The following is a 15,901-nucleotide window of genomic DNA, read 5'->3' on the forward strand; positions in this document are numbered from 1 at the left end:
CGTTAGTGGGCTCCGCTCACCTGGTCCATGGGCAGCCACAGGACGGTGTCCCGGGTCACGGCTTCCTGGTGGGTGCGCAGCCCGGCCAGCTCGGTGTCGCTCAACGCCCGGTCGTGGACGCGGACGTCGTCGATGGCTCCGGTGAAGTACGCGCGGCTGTCCAGCCGTTGGCCGATGTGCACGCCGAACGGCGAGTTGCGGCTGACCGAACCGGGCACGTCCGCCGTGCTGACGGCGGTCCCGTCGACGAACAGCGTCAGCTGTCCCTGCCCGCGGCGCAGTGCCAGGAGGTGCCACTGGCCGTCGTTGTAGGCGCCCGTCGTGCGGACGGAGGCCGTGGTGGGGGCCGACGCGCCGTTGCGGGTGGTGATCAGCCCGGTGATCCGGTTGGAGGCGGGTTCGCCGCGCAGCCACACCTGCGGCTGTGTCGTACCGATGCCGCCCATCCACAGCAGCGGTTGCTCGCCGGTGGTGGCCGTGTAGCGGAACCACAGCGTGGCGGTGAAGTCCTTCGTCCCGAGCGGGAGCCGGTCCTGGTACGGCAGCCGGACGGCGTCGTCCCTGCCGTCGAAGGCGAGGGCGCCGCCGAACACGCCGTCGGTCTCCTGGGCTCCGCCGAGGACCGCGGCGCGCCGGGCGTGCGGGGCGAGGTCGGCCGTCGTGGGGTCCGGTCCGCGCCGCGGGGTGAGCCAGTCCTCGGTGAAGCGGGCGAAGCGGATCTCGTCGCGGGCGTCGACGGCGCCGCCCTCGTACAGCAGTCCCACGGTGCCGGCGTCGGCGCGCACCAGGTCCGAGTATCCGGACCAGTCGGTGGTGACGACCGTGCCGCGGTCCACGCTGTCCCAGGTGCGTCCGCCGTCGTACGAGGAGCGGATCATCATGGTGCGACGGCGGTCCGGGTCGCCGGGGCAGGCCAGCAGCAGCCGCTTGCCCAGGGGCAGGGACGAGCACTGCACCTGCGGGGCGTAGAGGTCCGGGAGGTCGCGGAAGGGGGACACGAAGCTGTCGCCGCCGTCGTGGCTGACGGCCTGGGTGCGGTGGCCGAGGTCGGTGCCGTCCTGTTCGCGGCCGCTCACCAGGACCGAGCCGTCGGTGCGTTCGGCGAGGGTCATCTCGGACGGCTTCTGCCGGAAGGTGCCGTCGTCGGCGATCGGCCACGAGTCCGTCGCCCCGACGTCCCAGCTGTCGCCGCCGTCGTCACTGGTGATGAGGGCCGCGTGGTTGGCGGTGACCCGACTGCCGTTCCACGTCTCGGTGTTGACGCCGAAGACGAGCCGTCCCGCGTGCTTTCCGCGCGTCAGCTGGATGCCGTGCACGGGGCCGGTGGCGTACCAGGAGTTCCACTGGGGCGGGAGGATCTCGTCGCTCAGGTCGCGCGGCGCCGACCAGGTCCGGCCGTCGTCGTCGCTGTACTGGAGGTGCGGTGTGCGGTCACAGGGCACGGAGCAGCTCGCGCTGTCCGTGCGGCCCGTGTTGTACGTCTCGGCGAGGAGGATGCGGCCGGTCTCCCGGTCCACGACGGGCGCCGGGTTGCCGTGGGTGTCGCCGCCGCCGTCGTTGACCACCTGGAGGGGACCCCAGGTGCGTCCGCCGTCGGTGGAGCGTTTGACGACGATGTCTATGTCGGCGGCGTCACCGCAGTTGAGGACGCGGCCCTCGGCGAACGCCAGCAGGGTCCCCTCGGTCGTCCGCACGACGGCGGGAATGCGGAAGCAGGCGTAACCCGGGTCCTGGGAGGCCTTGAACAGCACCTGCTGTTCGAACTCGCCTTGCGTGACCTTCTGTTCGGCGCCGGCGGGGGCCGGCAGTGCGAGGAGCGCGGCTGCGGTGAGCGCGGCCGTGAGGGTGGCTCCGACGGTGGATCTGAGGCGTGCGCGGAGATGTGACGGCATGGTGCGACCTGCCCTTCATCCGTCCGGGCAATCCGGATTCTCTGGACATCCCACGTCCAACGTTCGCGGCACAGACGCTACTTGGGCCCTCAGGCACCCCACAAGAAGCGTGCACCGGTCATGTTCACGTCCGATTGCGCCGCCGCCGTGGCAGGGGGACGAGCGGAAGCACCGCCGCGGACTGCGGAGTCGGCTCCGGGGCGCTCCTGCGGCAGACGAGTGCGTCCGGGTCGCCGGACGGCGCCTGGAGCGTGTACCCGTCGGGGCACACCGGTCCGGGCTCGCCCTTGGGGCCGGGCGGCCCCAGGTCGCCGCGGTCTCCCTTGTCGCCCTTGTCGCCCTTCGTGCCCGAGTTCCCGGTGGTCCCGGGGGCCCCGGGCAGTCCCTGGTAGCCCTGCTCGCCCTGTGGGCCGGGCGGTCCCGCCGGACCCGGTGAACCGTCCGCGCCGGGCGGGCCCGAGGGGCCGGGCCCGCCGTCCGCGCCCGCGGCGCCCGGCTCACCGGGCTGCCCGCGCTGTCCGTCGGCGCCCGGCTTCCCGCCCGCGCCCCGCTCGCCCCTGGCGCCGGGCTCGCCGGGCGCGCCGGGTGCTCCGGCGGGCACGCGCACCCGGTCGATCAGACCGTCGATCGCCTCGGCGGGGTCCGGCGCCGCGGGCGTGCCGCCGCCCGCCTCGACCTGGGCGCGCAGATCGCGCACGTCCTGCGCCAGCGTCGACAGCGCCTTGCCGCGCCGGTCCGCCTCCGAGCGCAGCGCGTCCGCCCTGCGGTCCCCGGCGTCGATGCGTGCCCAGAGGACCACCGCGACGCCGGACAGCGCGACCAGGACGCAGACGAGGGAGACGGTGCGCCACCGCACGGCGAGCACCTGCTGGAATCGGGTCACGGCGCCCCTCCCAGGCGATGGATGTCGAGGCGCAGCCGCGCGATCTCCGTCTGGTCCGCCTGGCGGAGCGTGGCCAGTTCGTCGATGCGCGAGTCACGCTCGGCGACCTGGCGCTCCAGGCGGTCGCGCTCGGACTGCAGCCGCTCGGTCAGACTGGAGTAGCCGGTCAGGGCGTTCTCGCCCCGCTTTCCCAGATACGCCACGAGGGCCGCGCCCAGCGCGCCCGCGCAGGCGAGCAGCGAGCCGAACAGAGTGGTGCCGGCATCCAAGTAAACGCCTCCTACCTGGACGACGGGCCGCGCGGACGAGGCCCGATGGAATTCGCCAGGAGTAACGAGCACGGGCGTACGAGGATGTGCGTACGGCGTCCGATAGCTCGGACGGGTGGTGACGGAACGTCACCGAGCCCGTCCGTGCCGCCGTGCGCCCGGTGTGCCCACCGGGCGCACGCCGGTGCGGGCGCGGGGCGCCGGGGCGGCTCCGCCCTGTGCAGCTCAGGGGCGCAGGACCACCTTGCCGAGGTTGCCGCGCGACTCGATCGCCGCGTGCGCCGAAGCGGCGTCCTCCAGCGTGAACTCCCCGTGCACGGCGGGCCGGAGAGCACCCTGCGTGAACAGCCGCCACAGCTCCTGACGCCACCGCTCGTACCGCTCGGGATCCTCGCGGGCGAACCGCGCCATCTGAAAGCCGGTCACCGACCTGGCGCCCACCAGCAGGTCGTGGGCGCGCACGGTTCCGCCGCCCGAGCTGTACGCGACGAGGCGTCCGCCCGGGGCGAGGGCCCCGATCGCCGGGGTCAGCAGATCCCCGCCGACGGCGTCGAGCGCGTAGTCGACGGGGGCGCCCCAGCCGTCGGTGTAGTACGTGACGACCTCGTCGGCGCCGAGCGCGCGCACGAACGCCGTCTTGCCGGACCCGGACACCGCTCCGACGACGCGCGAGGCCCCGCGCAGCCGGGCCAGCTGTACCGCCAAATGGCCGATCCCGCTCGCCGCCGCCGTGACGAGTGCCGACTCGCCCGGGACGGGGCGCGCCGCCTCCAGGGCGCCCAGCGCGACCAGACCGCTGCGGACGAGCGCCACGGCGTCGACGGCGCCCGCGCCGTCGGGTATCGGCGAGGCCATGGACTCGTGCAGAAGGGTGAGATCGGCGTAGGCGTGCCCGAAGCCGAGCCCGGTGACGCGGTCGCCCGTCCGGAAGCGGGTGACGCCCTCGCCGACGGCGACCACTTCGCCGGCGACCTCGCCGCCGAGCGGGATCGGCTCGGCCGCCTCGGTCACCTTGCGCACCACCGGCAGGGTCACCCCGATGGCCTCGGTGCGCACCTGCAGTTCGCCCGGTCCGGCGACGGGTTCGGGGACCTCCTCCAGGAACAGCGGGCCACCGGTGTGCTCGTAGCGGACGCGACGCATCGCACCTCCAGGGATCGGAGCGGTCGTGGGACATCGAGGAGCACCCACGAAAATCGTTGGGAGTCCCAACGGTATAGCGACATTCGTTGGGAAGTCCAACGGCTTTTTCGCTAACCTGACCGCATGTCCGCCCCCCTGCCCGCGATCCGCGCGCTCCCCAGCTGGCTCCTCGGCCGCGCCGCCGCCCGTGGCCGCGCCCTCGTCGCGGAGGCGCTGGCCGCCGAAGGCATGAAGATGTGGCACCACGTGGTGCTGTCCGCCGTCGCCGACCTCGGCCCCGTCGCCCAGGCCGAGCTCGGCCGCTCGATCGGCCTCGACCCCAAGGACCTGGTCGGTGTCCTGAACGACCTTCAGGCGGCCGGCCTGGTCGTCCGCGCACCCGACCCCGGGGACCGCCGCAAGAACGCGGTCTCCCTCACCGCCGAGGGGGAACGGGTGCTCCGCAGCTGCGAGACGGCGGCCCTGGAGGCCAACGACGTCCTGATGGCCCCCTTGTCCGCGTCCGAACGGGAGCAGTTCATGGGCCTGTTGATCCGGATTTCCGGTACGGACGGGTGACGCGGGCTAACGTTCCGTCATGACCGCACCCGAAGCCGAACCCCGTCTCGCCCTCGACCCGGCGCGCACCGCCCTCGTCCTCGTCGACCTGATGGACCGCATCGTGGCGTTGCCCCTGGAACCCCACAAGGGCACCGACGTGCTCACCACGTCCGAGGACATGGCGGCCGCCTTCCGCGCGGTGGGGGCACCCGTCGTGCTGATCCGCGTGGAGCGGCCCGGGGTCCCCGAACAGCCGCCGGGCAGCGGACTCGTGGCGGGCCTCGCGGCACCGGGCGACATCGAGATCGTGAAGCGGACCATCGGCGGCTTCCAGGGCACCGGCCTCGACGAGCGGCTGCGGGCCCACGGCGTCTCCACGCTGGTGTTCGGGGGTATCGCCACCAACCTCGGTGTCGAGTCGACCGCCCGTGCCGCCGCAGACCTCGGCTACGACCTCGTCTTCGTCGAGGACGCGATGGCCGCGTTCACCGCCCCCGAGCACGACGCCTCCGTCCGTCTCGACTTCCCGCGCCTCGGCACGGTCGTGACGGCGGCCGAGGTCCGCTTCGCGCAGCGCTGAGGCCCGGCGGGGACGGGGCAGACCTCCTGACCCCGGCGGGCCCACCGGCGCGGACGGCCCGGGCCCTGGGCGCGTACGGCACCGGCCCTGCGGCCCGGACGCCCCGGGGCCTCCGGGGCAGGGCGCGAACGCGACGGGCCCCTCGGCACGGCGGCGCGGGAAAGACGGGGCCCCTCCGGCGCAGGGGGCGCTCCCCGCCGTTCGGGGCCCCGCCGCCGTGTCGCGGGGAGCCGGTCAGCCCTGGGCGGCCGCGGCCCGCAGGGCGATGCGGTGCTCGCCCGCGTACACGTTCATGGAGGCGCCGCGCAGGAAGCCGACCAGGGTCAGGCCCGCCTCCGCGGCCAGGTCGACCGCCAGGGACGACGGCGCCGACACCGCCGCGAGCACCGGAATGCCCGCCATCACCGCCTTCTGCGCCAGCTCGAAGGACGCCCGTCCGGACACCAGCAGGACCGTCCGGGACAGCGGCAGCGAGCCGCTCTGCAGCGCGCGACCCACCAGCTTGTCGACCGCGTTGTGCCGGCCGACGTCCTCCCGCACGTCGAGCAGCTCGCCCTCCGGCGAGAACAGCGCGGCCGCGTGCAGGCCCCCGGTCCGGTCGAAGACCCGCTGGGCCGCCCGCAGCCGGTCGGGGAGGCTCGCGAGCAGCTCGGGCTCCAGCCGCACCGGGGGAGTGTCGTCGATCGTCCAGCGGGCCGTCGTGCGGACCGCGTCCAGGCTGGCCTTGCCGCACAGGCCGCAGGAGGACGTCGTGTACACGTTCCGTTCGAGCGTGATGTCCGGGAGGACGACGCCGGGCGCCGTCCGCACGTCGACCACGTTGTAGCTGTTCGAGCCGTCCACGGTCGCGCCCGCGCAGTACACGATGTTCTGGAGCTCGTCCGCGCTGCCCAGCACCCCCTCGCTGACGAGAAAGCCCGCCGCCAGGGCGAAGTCGTCGCCCGGGGTGCGCATGGTGATGGCGAGCGGCTTGCCGTTGAGGCGGATCTCCAGGGGTTCCTCCGCCACGAGGGTGTCCGGGCGGGTGCTCACGGCCCCGTCCCGGATGCGGATCACCTTGCGTCGTTCCGTGACTCGTCCCATGTCCTGATCAGTCCCGGTTCTGTACGTGCTGGTAGCCGAAGCGGCCCTTGATGCAGAGGTTGCCGTGGGTCACCGGGTTGTCGTGCGGGGAGGTGACCTTCACGATCTCATTGTCCTGCACGTGCAGGGTGAGGTTGCAGCCCACTCCGCAGTAGGCGCACACCGTGGTCGTCTCGGTCTGCGCCGACTCGTCCCACGTACCCGCCGCGCGCATGTCGAACTCCGACTTGAAGGACAACGCCCCCGTGGGGCACACCTCGATGCAGTTGCCGCAGTACACGCAGGCCGAATCCGTGAGCGGCGCGTCGTGCTCCACGGCGATCCGGGCGTCGAAGCCGCGACCGGCGACGGAGATGGCGAAGGTGTTCTGCCACTGGTCGCCGCAGGCGTCCACGCACTTGTAGCAGAGGATGCACTTGTCGTAGTCCCGGACGTACAGGTCGTTGTCGACCCTCGGTTCCTCGTTCACCCGGGCCGCGTCCGGGCCGAAGCGGTCCGGCTTCGCCTCGTACTCCTTGATCCACTCGGCGGCCCGCGGAGTCGTCGACAGGTCGACCGAGGAGGCCAGCAGTTCCAGGACAACTTTGCGGCTGTGCCGGGCACGCTCGGTGTCCGTGCGCACCTCCATGCCCGCCTCCGCCCGGCGCGAGCAGGCCGGGACGAGCGTGCGTGCGCCCTCCACCTCGACGACGCACACCCGGCACGCGTTCTTGGGTGTCAGGGTGTCGCCCTGGCACAGCGTCGGTACGTCCTTGCCCGCGGCCCGGCAGGCGTCGAGGATCGTCGAGCCCTCCGGCACCCGGGCCTCCTGCCCGTCCAGCGTGAACTCGATCAGCCGGCGGGGCACTCCCAGCGGTACCACGGTCATGCGGCGGCCTCCGTCCGGTCCATTGCGGTCATCATGCGGCGGCCTCCGCCCGGTCGATTGCTGTCATTCGTACGCCCCCAGACGGTCGATGGCGGACTCCACGGCGTTCCACGCGGTCTGTCCCAGACCGCAGATCGAGGCGTCCCGCATGGCGCGGCCCACCTCGCGCAGCAGAGCGATGTCGTCGGCGGCGGCCGCTCCGGTGCGCTCCGCGATCCGGTGCAGCGCCTCCTCCTGGCGTACGGTCCCCACCCGGCAGGGCACGCACTGCCCGCACGACTCGTCACGGAAGAACTCGGCGATCCGCAGCAGCAGCCGGGGCAGCGGGACCGTGTCGTCGAACGCCATGACCACACCCGAGCCGAGGGTGGTGCCCGCCTCCCTGGTGCCTTCGAAGGTGAGCGGGATGCCGAGCTCGTCCGGCCGTACGAAGCCGCCCGCCGCACCGCCCAGCAGGACCGCCCGCAGCCGCTCGCGCACCCCCGCCCGTTCGAGCAGCTCGCCCAGCGTGGCACCGAACGGCAGTTCGTAGACGCCGGGCCGGTCCACGCTGCCCGACACGCAGTACAGCTTCGGGCCGGTGGAGCCGGCCGTGCCGATCGCCGCGTACGCGGGAGCCCCCATCGTGAGGACGGGCAGCACGTTCACCAGCGTCTCGACGTTGTTCTCCACCGTCGGCTTGCCGAACAGCCCCTTCTCCACCGGGAACGGCGGCTTCGACCGGGGCTCTCCCCGGTAGCCCTCGATCGAGTTGAACAGGGCGGTCTCCTCACCGCAGATGTACGCGCCCGCGCCCCGCCGGATCTCGATGTCGAAGGCGTAGCCCTGCCCGAGGACGTCGTCGCCGAGCAGACCCCGGGCGCGTGCCTGCCCGATGGCGTGCTCCATCCGGCGCAGCGCGCGCGGGTACTCGCCGCGCAGGTACAGATAGCCCTGGTGCGCGCCGACCGCGTACGCCGCGACGGTCATCGCCTCCACGAGCGCGTACGGGTCGCCCTCCATGAGCACCCGGTCCTTGAAGGTGCCGGGCTCGGACTCGTCGGCGTTGCACACCAGGTAGTGCGGATGGTCGGGCTGGGACGCCGTGGCCTGCCACTTGCGGCCGGTGGGGAAGGCGGCGCCGCCGCGCCCGACCAGGCCCGCGTCCGTCACCTCGCGGATCACCGCGGCGGGGCCGATCGCGAACGCCCGGCGCAGCGCGGTGTACCCGCCGTGCGCCCGGTAGTCGTCGAGGTCGGCCGGGTCCACCACGCCGACCCGGCTCAAGAGCACCAGTGAAGGGTCGCCCGCCTGGGGGACGGCCATGACCGCGGGCGGCTCGTCGTCCGCCGAGCCGGGCGCGCCGCCCGCGGCCACCGCCCGCTCGACGGTGGTCGGTGCCGACACCGCCGTGCGGACCGGATCCCCGGCCCTGATCGCGAGCGCGGCCGGAGCGCGCTCGCACAGGCCGAGGCAGGGACTGCGCTCCACCGCGACACCGCTGCCGGCCCCGAGCCGGGCCTCGACCCCGGCGCACAGGTCCGCGGCGCCGGCGGCCGCGCACGCGAGGTCCGTGCACACGTGCAGCACGGTCGCGGGCCGCGGACGCACCGAGAACATCGCGTAGAACGTCGCGACCCCGTACGCCTCCGCGGGCGGCACGGTCAGCCGGCGGCACAGGTAGTCGAGCGCGCCCTCGCTGATCCAGCCGATCCGGTCGTTCAGGGCGTGCAGCCCCGGCAACAGCAGGTCGCGGCGCTCCCTGGCCTCCCGGCCGCCGCGCGCCCACCGGAGATCGGCATCGCTGCGGTCGGCGCCCTCCCACGAGGACTGCGGAGGGCCGAGCAGCGCGTCGACCGCCGCCCGTTCCTCGTCCGTCGGCTTGCTGTCGCCGAAGTGCAGGTCCACCACGTCACCTCACTTGAATCGGGGCCGGCAGCTTCTCGATCCGGATCGCCGAGGCCTTGAACTCCGCGGTGCCGGCGATCGGGCAGTTCGCCTCGATCGTCAGCTGGTTGGTGTCCACCTCGTCGGGGAAATGCATGGTCATGAAGGCGAGACCGGGTCGCAGCGCGGTGTCGATCCACACCGGTGCCAGCACCGTCCCGCGGCGCGAGGAGACCCGGACCTCCTCGCCCACCACGACCCCGTAGCGCTCGGCGTCCTCCGGGCACAGCTCCACGTACTCGCCGCGGCGCAGCGGTGAGGCGAAACCACCGCTCTGCACGCCGGTGTTGTACGAGTCGAGCCGGCGCCCGGTGGTGAGCCGGATCGGGTACTCCTCGTCCGTCAGGTCCACCGGCGGGTCGTGCTGCACCAGCCCGAACGGCGCGAGCCGTCCGCGGTCGGCCGGGTCGGACTCCCACAACCGGCCGTGCAGATAGGTCGGTTCGAGCCGCTCGACGTCAGGGCAGGGCCACTGGATGCCCTGGTGCTCCTCCAGCCGCTCGTACGTCATCCCGTAGTGGTCCGGCGACACCGACCGCAGCTCGTTCCAGACGGCTTCCGCGTCGGCGTACTTCCAGTCGTGTCCCAGGCGGGCGGCGAGGTCGCAGATGATGTCGATGTCCTCGCGGGCCTCACCGGGCGGGGTGACCGCCGCGCGGACCCGCTGGACCCGCCGCTCGCTGTTGGTGGTCGTGCCGTCGGTCTCCGCCCAGCCGGCGGTCGCGGGCAGCACCACGTCCGCCAACTGGGCCGTCTTCGTGAGGAAGATGTCCTGGACGACGAGGAAGTCGAGGGCGCGCAGCCGGCGCACCGCCTGCTCGCTGTCGGCCTCCGACTGCGCGGGGTTCTCGCCGATGCAGTAGACGGCCTTGAGTGTGCGCTCCTCCATCGCCTCGAACATCTCCGTCAGGTTCAGCCCGTAGTGCGGCTGGATGACGGTGTCCCAGGCGGTCTCGAACTTCAGCCGCGTCGGCGGGTCGAGGATGTCCTGGAAGCCGGGCAGCCGGTTGGGGATGGCGCCCATGTCGCCGCCGCCCTGCACATTGTTCTGGCCGCGCAGCGGCTGGAGCCCGGAGCCGTACCGGCCCACGTGTCCGGTCAGCAGCGACAGGTTGATGAGCGCGCGCACGTTGTCCGTGCCGTTGTGGTGCTCGGTGATGCCGAGCGTCCAGCACAGCTGGGCCCGCTCGGCGCGGGCGTAGGCGTGCGCCAACTCCCTGATGGCCGCCGCCGGTACACCGGTCACCTTCTCGGCGAGCGACAGCGTCCACGGCTCGACGAGTTGCCGGTACTCCTCGAAGCCGCTCGTCGCCCGCTCGACGAACGCCCGGTTGGCGAGGCCCGCGTGGATGATCTCCCGGCCGATCGCGTGCGCCATCGGGATGTCCGTGCCCACGTTCAGCCCGAGCCAGCTCTCCGCCCACTCGGCCGTCGAGGTGCGGCGCGGGTCGACCGCGTACATGCGGGCGCCGTTCCTGATCCCCCGCAGGACGTGCTGGAAGAAGATCGGGTGCGCGAACCGTGCGTTGGAGCCCCACATCACGATGAGGTCGGTGTGCTCGACCTCCTCGTACGACGACGTCCCGCCGCCCGAACCGAAGGCCGCCGAGAGTCCGGCGACACTCGGGGCGTGACAGGTGCGGTTGCAGGAATCCACGTTGTTCGTGCCCATGACGACCCGGGCGAACTTCTGCGCCACGTAGTTCATCTCGTTGGTCGCGCGGGCGCAGGAGAACATGCCGAAGGCGCCGCGTGCGGCCCCCAGTCCTGCGGCCGCGCGGGTCAGTGCCTCGTCCCAGGTGGCCCGCCGGAAGGGCTCGTCGCGTGAGTCCCTCACCAGCGGATGCGTGAGCCGGGCGTACGTCTTCGGCTGTCGTTTCCTCATGCGGCGGTCCTCAATGCGAGCAGGTCCGAAATGGCGTGGACGGTGCGGAGCGTGGGCACCGGGACATCGGTGATCTCCGCCAACTCGACGACGGCCGCGAGGAGTACGTCGAGTTCGAGCGGCTTGCCGCGCTCCAGGTCCTGGAGCGTGGACGTGCGGTGGTCGCCCACCCGCTCGGCGCCGGCGAGGCGCCGTTCGATGGAGACGCCGACCTTGCAGCCGAGGGCCTCGGCCACCGCGAGCGTCTCGGTCATCATGATCTCGATGACCTTGCGGGTGCCGCCGTGCAGGCACATCTGCCGCATCGTGGCGCGGGCCAGTGCGCTGATCGGGTTGAAGGAGATGTTGCCCAGCAGCTTGAGCCAGATGTCGTTGCGCAGGTCCTGCTCGACGGGGCACTTGAGACCGCCCGCCTGCATGGCCTCGCTGAACGCCGTGCACCGATCGGAGACCGACCGGTCGGGCTCGCCGATGGAGAACCGGGTGCCTTCGAGGTGGCGTACGACGCCCGGGCCGGCCAGTTCGGTCGCCGCGTACACCACGCAGCCGATGGCCCGTTCGGGCGCGAGCACCGCACTGACCGCGCCGCCGGGGTCCACGCTCTCGACGCGGTGGCCGTCGTGCGGGCCGCCGTGCCGGTGGAAGTACCACCAGGGGATGCCGTTCTGGGCGGCGATGACCGCCGTGGTGTCGTGCAGCAGCGGCTCGATCAGCGGCCCGCACGCCGCGTACGAGTTCGCCTTCAGACCCAGCAGGACGTAGTCGACCGGACCCACCTGGGCCGGGTCGTCGGTGGCGTGGGCACGCGCGGTGAAGTCGCCGCGCGGGCTGAGGACTTGGACTCCGTGCTGCCTCATGGCCGCGAGGTGCGGTCCACGGGCGATGAGATGCACGTCGGCGCCCGCACGGTGCAGCGCGGCGCCGACGTAGGCGCCGATCGCACCGGCGCCGAGAACTGCGACTTTCACGGTGGCTCGCTCCGTTCGGTCGAGGGTACCGAGGAACTGCCGAACTCTGTCGACGAAATATTGTCTACAGTATGGAGGTTGGGGCAGCAAGACTTCGCGCAGCACCTGGGCAGGACTTGTCCGAGGGGCCAAGGACGGGGCGGCCGGGCGTGGTTCGGGGGTGCGCGGTGCCATGGCGACCGGGTCGCGACTTTCGAGGGGGCCTTCGCCGGGGCGGTGGTGCCTTCGCCCTGGTGCGAAGGCGCGGGGTGCGGAACCGTCCCACATCTCAAGATCGTGACATCGCTTGGTGCGGGCTGCGGGCGACGGCACACTGTCCGGGTGCGATCACTGAGGGCCTTCGGAAGTGTCGTGGTGCTGCTGGCCGTGACGGGGTGCGGCGCCGCGGGCGCGCGGGCCGGCGCCACCGACGGCGACGTCGCGAGCCCGGTACCGCGCGACGCCGCGACCGCGGAGCCCCACGACGTCACGAGCCCGGCACCGCGTGACGCCACGAGCCCCGTACCCCGTGTGCCGGTGAAGACGCCCGAGGCGCAACCGTCCATGGATCCCGCCTCGATCACCGTGCTGGTCACCTTCGTCGGCGGTCCCGCCGACGGCCGTACGCGACCGCTGCCCCTCACGGTCGTGCGCGACGGGATCACCGTCCTCGGGACGCACTACGAGCCGGCGAGGACGACGCAACCGGAAGTGATCGACACCTCTGAGGGACCGGCCCAGGTGTTCCGCCCCGGCTGAGCCGCAGCCTTGCCGCGCGCATCCGCCTGCGACGGCGCGGGCGGCACCGTCGGGTCACAGGGCATCTCTGCTGCCCTGCGGCGTGTGCAGGCTCCGCCCCCGGAGGGCGGGCCGTTCGCGCTCGGGGACGCCCGTCCCGTCAGGGGCACTTCGTCCGGGACCGGGGAACCGGCGTCCAGCGGGAGGCGGCGTCCACCGCGAGGCATGCCGGTGACCTTCCGCGGGCGGTGACCGGCCCGCGATCGCGGGGAGCGAGGGGGCGGGATCCGGCCGGGCGGAAGCCGTTCGTCCGGCGTGGACGACCGCTCGTCGCGCGTGGCATACCGCTCACCGCATACGGTCGACCGATTCACGCCGCGCGGGTTCCCAACTCCGGTACCGCTTTCTATCGTCCCGGATCATGAGTCCCCCTGTCGCACCGCCCGGCTGGAGCCGCTGGCTCGTCCCGCCGGCCGCACTGTCGGTCCACCTCGCCATCGGCCAGGCGTACGCCTGGAGCGTCTTCAAGCCGCCACTCGAATCCGCGCTCGGCCTCAGCGGCACCCAGAGCGCGCTCCCCTTCCAGCTCGGCATCGTCATGCTCGGCCTGTCGGCCGCGTTCGGCGGCACGCTCGTCGAGCGCAACGGGCCGCGCTGGGCCATGACGGTCGCCCTCGTCTGCTTCTCCTCCGGGTTCCTGATCTCGGCACTGGGCGCCGCCACCGAGCAGTACTGGCTGATCGTGCTCGGCTACGGCTTCGTCGGCGGGATCGGCCTCGGCATCGGCTACATCTCGCCCGTCTCGACCCTGATCAAGTGGTTCCCGGACAGGCCCGGCATGGCCACCGGCATCGCCATCATGGGCTTCGGCGGCGGCGCGCTGATCGCCTCGCCGTGGTCCACACAGATGCTCAAGTCGTTCGGGTCCGACTCCTCCGGGATCGCGCTCGCCTTCCTCGTGCACGGACTGGTGTACGCCGTCTTCATGTCGCTCGGCGTGCTGCTGGTGCGGGTCCCGCGCGGTGAGAAGCCCGCCGCGTCCGGTCCGAGCGCGCTCGACGGCGTGCAGGTCTCGGCCCGCAACGCGGTGCGCACCCCTCAGTTCTGGTGTCTGTGGCTCGTGCTGTGCATGAACGTGACCGCCGGCATCGGCATCCTGGAGAAGGCCGCCCCGATGATCACGGACTTCTTCGCGGACACGTCCACCCCGGTGTCCGCGTCCGCGGCCGCGGGATTCGTCGCGCTGCTCTCGGCGGCGAACATGGCGGGCCGCATCGGCTGGTCCTCGACGTCCGACCTCATCGGGCGCAAGAACATCTACCGCGTCTACCTCGGCGTGGGAGCGCTGATGTACGCGCTCATCGCCTGGTTCGGCGACTCGTCGAAGCCGTTGTTCATCCTCTGCGCACTGGTGATCCTCTCCTTCTACGGCGGCGGCTTCGCGACCGTCCCCGCCTATCTGAAGGATCTCTTCGGCACCTACCAGGTCGGGGCGATCCACGGCCGACTGCTCACCGCGTGGTCCACGGCGGGCGTCCTCGGCCCGCTGATCGTCAACTGGATCGCGGACCGACAGGAGGAGGCCGGCAAGCACGGCTCCTCGCTCTACGGCACGTCGTTCCTGATCATGATCGGGCTGCTGGCCGTCGGCTTCGTCGCCAACGAACTGGTCCGCCCCGTGCACGCCCGCCATCACATCCCCGCACCGAGGGAGGCCGCCGATGACGACTCCGTCCAGCCCCAGCAGTCCGCCTAGCCGCCGCGCGCTGATCGCCCTCGCCTGGCTGTGGGTGGGGATCCCGTTCGGCTACGGGCTGTACGAACTGACCCAGAAGGCGACCCAGCTGTTCACGGGATGACCGCCGGAGCCCGTGCCGGCCGGTGACCCTGTGTGGGGCTGTCGGCACCGACGCCGTGCGGGAGTGCTGACAGAAGCCGACAAGCCTGGCGCCGCATTCCTGTGGCATCACCTGCCCTCGTACCCGTGAGTCACTGATCAGACTGGTGGATCCCGCTACCCAAGGCAACGAGGGGGACCACCCATGAACGGCTCACGGATCGCCGCCGTCGGCCACTACCAGCCCGCCAAGGTGCTCACCAATGAGGACCTGGCGGGCATGGTCGACACCAGCGACGAGTGGATCAGGAGCCGGGTGGGCATCCGCACGCGCCATGTCGCGGGCCCCGACGAACCGGTCGACGAGCTGGCCGCGCACGCCGCGGCCAAGGCGCTCGCGGCGGCCGGCCTGACCCCCGGCGACATCGACCTGGTCCTCGTCGCCACGTCCACGGCCGTCGACCGCTCCCCGAACATGGCGGCCCGCGTCGCCGCCCGCCTCGGCGTGCCGTCCCCGGCCGCCATGGACGTGAACGTCGTCTGCGCCGGCTTCACGCACGCCCTCGCCACCGCCGACCACGCCGTGCGCGCCGGTGCCGCGACCCGGGCCCTGGTCATCGGCGCCGACAAGATGACCGACGTGACGGACTGGACCGACCGCACGACGTGCGTGCTGGTCGGGGACGGTGCCGGCGCCGCGGTCGTCGAGGCCGCCGACGAGAGCGGCATCGGGCCCGTACTGTGGGGATCGGTGCCCGAGATGGGGCACGCGGTACGCATCGAGGGCACGCCCGCCCGGTTCGCCCAGGAGGGGCAGAGCGTCTACCGCTGGGCCACCACCCAGCTGCCGCCGATCGCCCGGAGGGCGTGCGAGCGGGCCGGTCTCGCCCCGCAGGACCTCGCCGGAGTCGTCCTGCACCAGGCGAACCTGCGCATCATCGAGCCCCTCGCCGAGAAGATCGGCGCCGTGAACGCGGTCGTCGCGCGCGATGTCACCGAATCCGGCAACACCTCCGCCGCGAGCATCCCGCTCGCCTTCTCCAAGCTCGTCGAACGCGGCGAGATCCGCAGCGGGGATCCGGTTCTGCTCTTCGGGTTCGGCGGAAACCTGTCGTACGCCGGGCAGGTCGTGCGCTGCCCCTGACGTGCGCGGACATCCCGGTGTGACGAGTCCAACTCCCGTTCTCCCTGGCCATTGTGCGCCGTAGACTGTAGACGAAAGACAATTCATACTGGCTTTCCGGTGGCGTCGGCTCCCGGCTCCGGCCGACCGGTGGCACCGGTTGTCGGCTGCCGCACCCGCCGCTGCC

The 15,901-nt window shown here is 72.4% G+C and carries 15 protein-coding genes; 6 read left to right on the forward strand and 9 right to left on the reverse strand.

Annotation, left to right across the window (positions count from 1 at the left end; genetic code table 11):
• Nucleotides 1-2: 2 nt before the first annotated feature.
• The 4 genes from ACSYGO_RS36615 to ACSYGO_RS36630 form a co-directional block, all read right to left on the reverse strand.
• A complete protein-coding gene (locus ACSYGO_RS36615) occupies nucleotides 3-1,892 on the reverse strand; it encodes an exo-alpha-sialidase (protein ID WP_460389210.1) in 1,890 nt (629 codons plus the stop codon).
• A gap of 124 nt (nucleotides 1,893-2,016) precedes the next feature.
• Nucleotides 2,017-2,775 (reverse strand): collagen-like protein, encoded by a 759-nt coding sequence (locus ACSYGO_RS36620; protein WP_432174138.1) that lies wholly within the window; start codon nucleotides 2,773-2,775, stop codon nucleotides 2,017-2,019.
• The gene (locus ACSYGO_RS36625; protein WP_426681633.1) at nucleotides 2,772-3,044 is read right to left on the reverse strand and encodes a hypothetical protein; all 273 of its coding nucleotides are present in this window, start codon (nucleotides 3,042-3,044) and stop codon (nucleotides 2,772-2,774) included. Before ACSYGO_RS36625 ends, ACSYGO_RS36620 begins: the two co-directional genes overlap by 4 nt.
• Before the next feature lie 225 nt (nucleotides 3,045-3,269).
• Nucleotides 3,270-4,187, reverse strand: a complete 918-nt coding sequence (locus tag ACSYGO_RS36630) for a quinone oxidoreductase family protein (RefSeq protein WP_432174137.1) — start codon at nucleotides 4,185-4,187, stop codon at nucleotides 3,270-3,272.
• Between the two features lie 123 nt (nucleotides 4,188-4,310).
• Here ACSYGO_RS36630 and ACSYGO_RS36635 point away from each other — a divergent pair, with 123 nt between their 5' ends.
• Both ACSYGO_RS36635 and ACSYGO_RS36640 read left to right on the forward strand, forming a co-directional pair.
• The gene (locus tag ACSYGO_RS36635) at nucleotides 4,311-4,745 is read left to right on the forward strand and encodes a MarR family winged helix-turn-helix transcriptional regulator (RefSeq protein WP_426681631.1); all 435 of its coding nucleotides are present in this window, start codon (nucleotides 4,311-4,313) and stop codon (nucleotides 4,743-4,745) included.
• 19 nt (nucleotides 4,746-4,764) lie between these two features.
• A complete protein-coding gene (locus ACSYGO_RS36640) occupies nucleotides 4,765-5,307 on the forward strand; it encodes an isochorismatase family protein (RefSeq protein WP_432174136.1) in 543 nt (180 codons plus the stop codon).
• A 234-nt stretch (nucleotides 5,308-5,541) separates the two neighbouring features.
• Here the strand turns inward: ACSYGO_RS36640 and fdhD are convergent, their stop codons facing one another.
• From fdhD to ACSYGO_RS36665, 5 genes are all read right to left on the reverse strand, one after another.
• A complete protein-coding gene (gene fdhD / locus ACSYGO_RS36645) occupies nucleotides 5,542-6,390 on the reverse strand; it encodes a formate dehydrogenase accessory sulfurtransferase FdhD (RefSeq protein WP_432174135.1) in 849 nt (282 codons plus the stop codon).
• A 7-nt stretch (nucleotides 6,391-6,397) separates the two neighbouring features.
• Nucleotides 6,398-7,258 carry a 2Fe-2S iron-sulfur cluster-binding protein gene (locus ACSYGO_RS36650; RefSeq protein WP_432174134.1) on the reverse strand — a complete coding sequence of 287 codons (861 nt, stop codon included), beginning with the start codon at nucleotides 7,256-7,258 and terminating at the stop codon, nucleotides 6,398-6,400.
• 63 nt (nucleotides 7,259-7,321) lie between these two features.
• Nucleotides 7,322-9,145, reverse strand: a complete 1,824-nt coding sequence (locus tag ACSYGO_RS36655) for an NADH-ubiquinone oxidoreductase-F iron-sulfur binding region domain-containing protein (RefSeq protein WP_460389807.1) — start codon at nucleotides 9,143-9,145, stop codon at nucleotides 7,322-7,324.
• 4 nt (nucleotides 9,146-9,149) lie between these two features.
• On the reverse strand, nucleotides 9,150-11,069 hold the full coding sequence (locus ACSYGO_RS36660) for a molybdopterin oxidoreductase family protein (RefSeq protein WP_460389214.1): 1,920 nt from the start codon (nucleotides 11,067-11,069) through the stop codon (nucleotides 9,150-9,152).
• Nucleotides 11,066-12,037 (reverse strand): 2-dehydropantoate 2-reductase, encoded by a 972-nt coding sequence (locus ACSYGO_RS36665; RefSeq protein ID WP_345648971.1) that lies wholly within the window; start codon nucleotides 12,035-12,037, stop codon nucleotides 11,066-11,068. The genes ACSYGO_RS36660 and ACSYGO_RS36665 overlap by 4 nt, the downstream gene beginning before the upstream one ends.
• A 321-nt stretch (nucleotides 12,038-12,358) precedes the next feature.
• Here ACSYGO_RS36665 and ACSYGO_RS36670 point away from each other — a divergent pair, with 321 nt between their 5' ends.
• The 4 genes from ACSYGO_RS36670 to ACSYGO_RS36685 all read left to right on the forward strand — a co-directional run bounded on the left by ACSYGO_RS36670 (nucleotide 12,359) and on the right by ACSYGO_RS36685 (nucleotide 15,735).
• A complete protein-coding gene (locus ACSYGO_RS36670) occupies nucleotides 12,359-12,775 on the forward strand; it encodes a hypothetical protein (protein ID WP_426681625.1) in 417 nt (138 codons plus the stop codon).
• A gap of 400 nt (nucleotides 12,776-13,175) precedes the next feature.
• On the forward strand, nucleotides 13,176-14,510 hold the full coding sequence (locus ACSYGO_RS36675) for an OFA family MFS transporter (protein ID WP_426681624.1): 1,335 nt from the start codon (nucleotides 13,176-13,178) through the stop codon (nucleotides 14,508-14,510).
• Nucleotides 14,476-14,613: an MFS transporter small subunit gene (locus tag ACSYGO_RS36680; protein WP_199791429.1), complete on the forward strand. Its 138-nt coding sequence runs from the start codon at nucleotides 14,476-14,478 to the stop codon at nucleotides 14,611-14,613. Before ACSYGO_RS36675 ends, ACSYGO_RS36680 begins: the two co-directional genes overlap by 35 nt.
• Before the next feature lie 183 nt (nucleotides 14,614-14,796).
• Complete coding sequence (locus ACSYGO_RS36685; RefSeq protein WP_432174131.1) at nucleotides 14,797-15,735, forward strand: beta-ketoacyl-ACP synthase III; 939 nt, start codon at nucleotides 14,797-14,799, stop codon at nucleotides 15,733-15,735.
• Nucleotides 15,736-15,901 lie beyond the last annotated feature (166 nt).

The sequence above is a fragment of the Streptomyces krungchingensis genome (genome assembly GCF_054729265.1).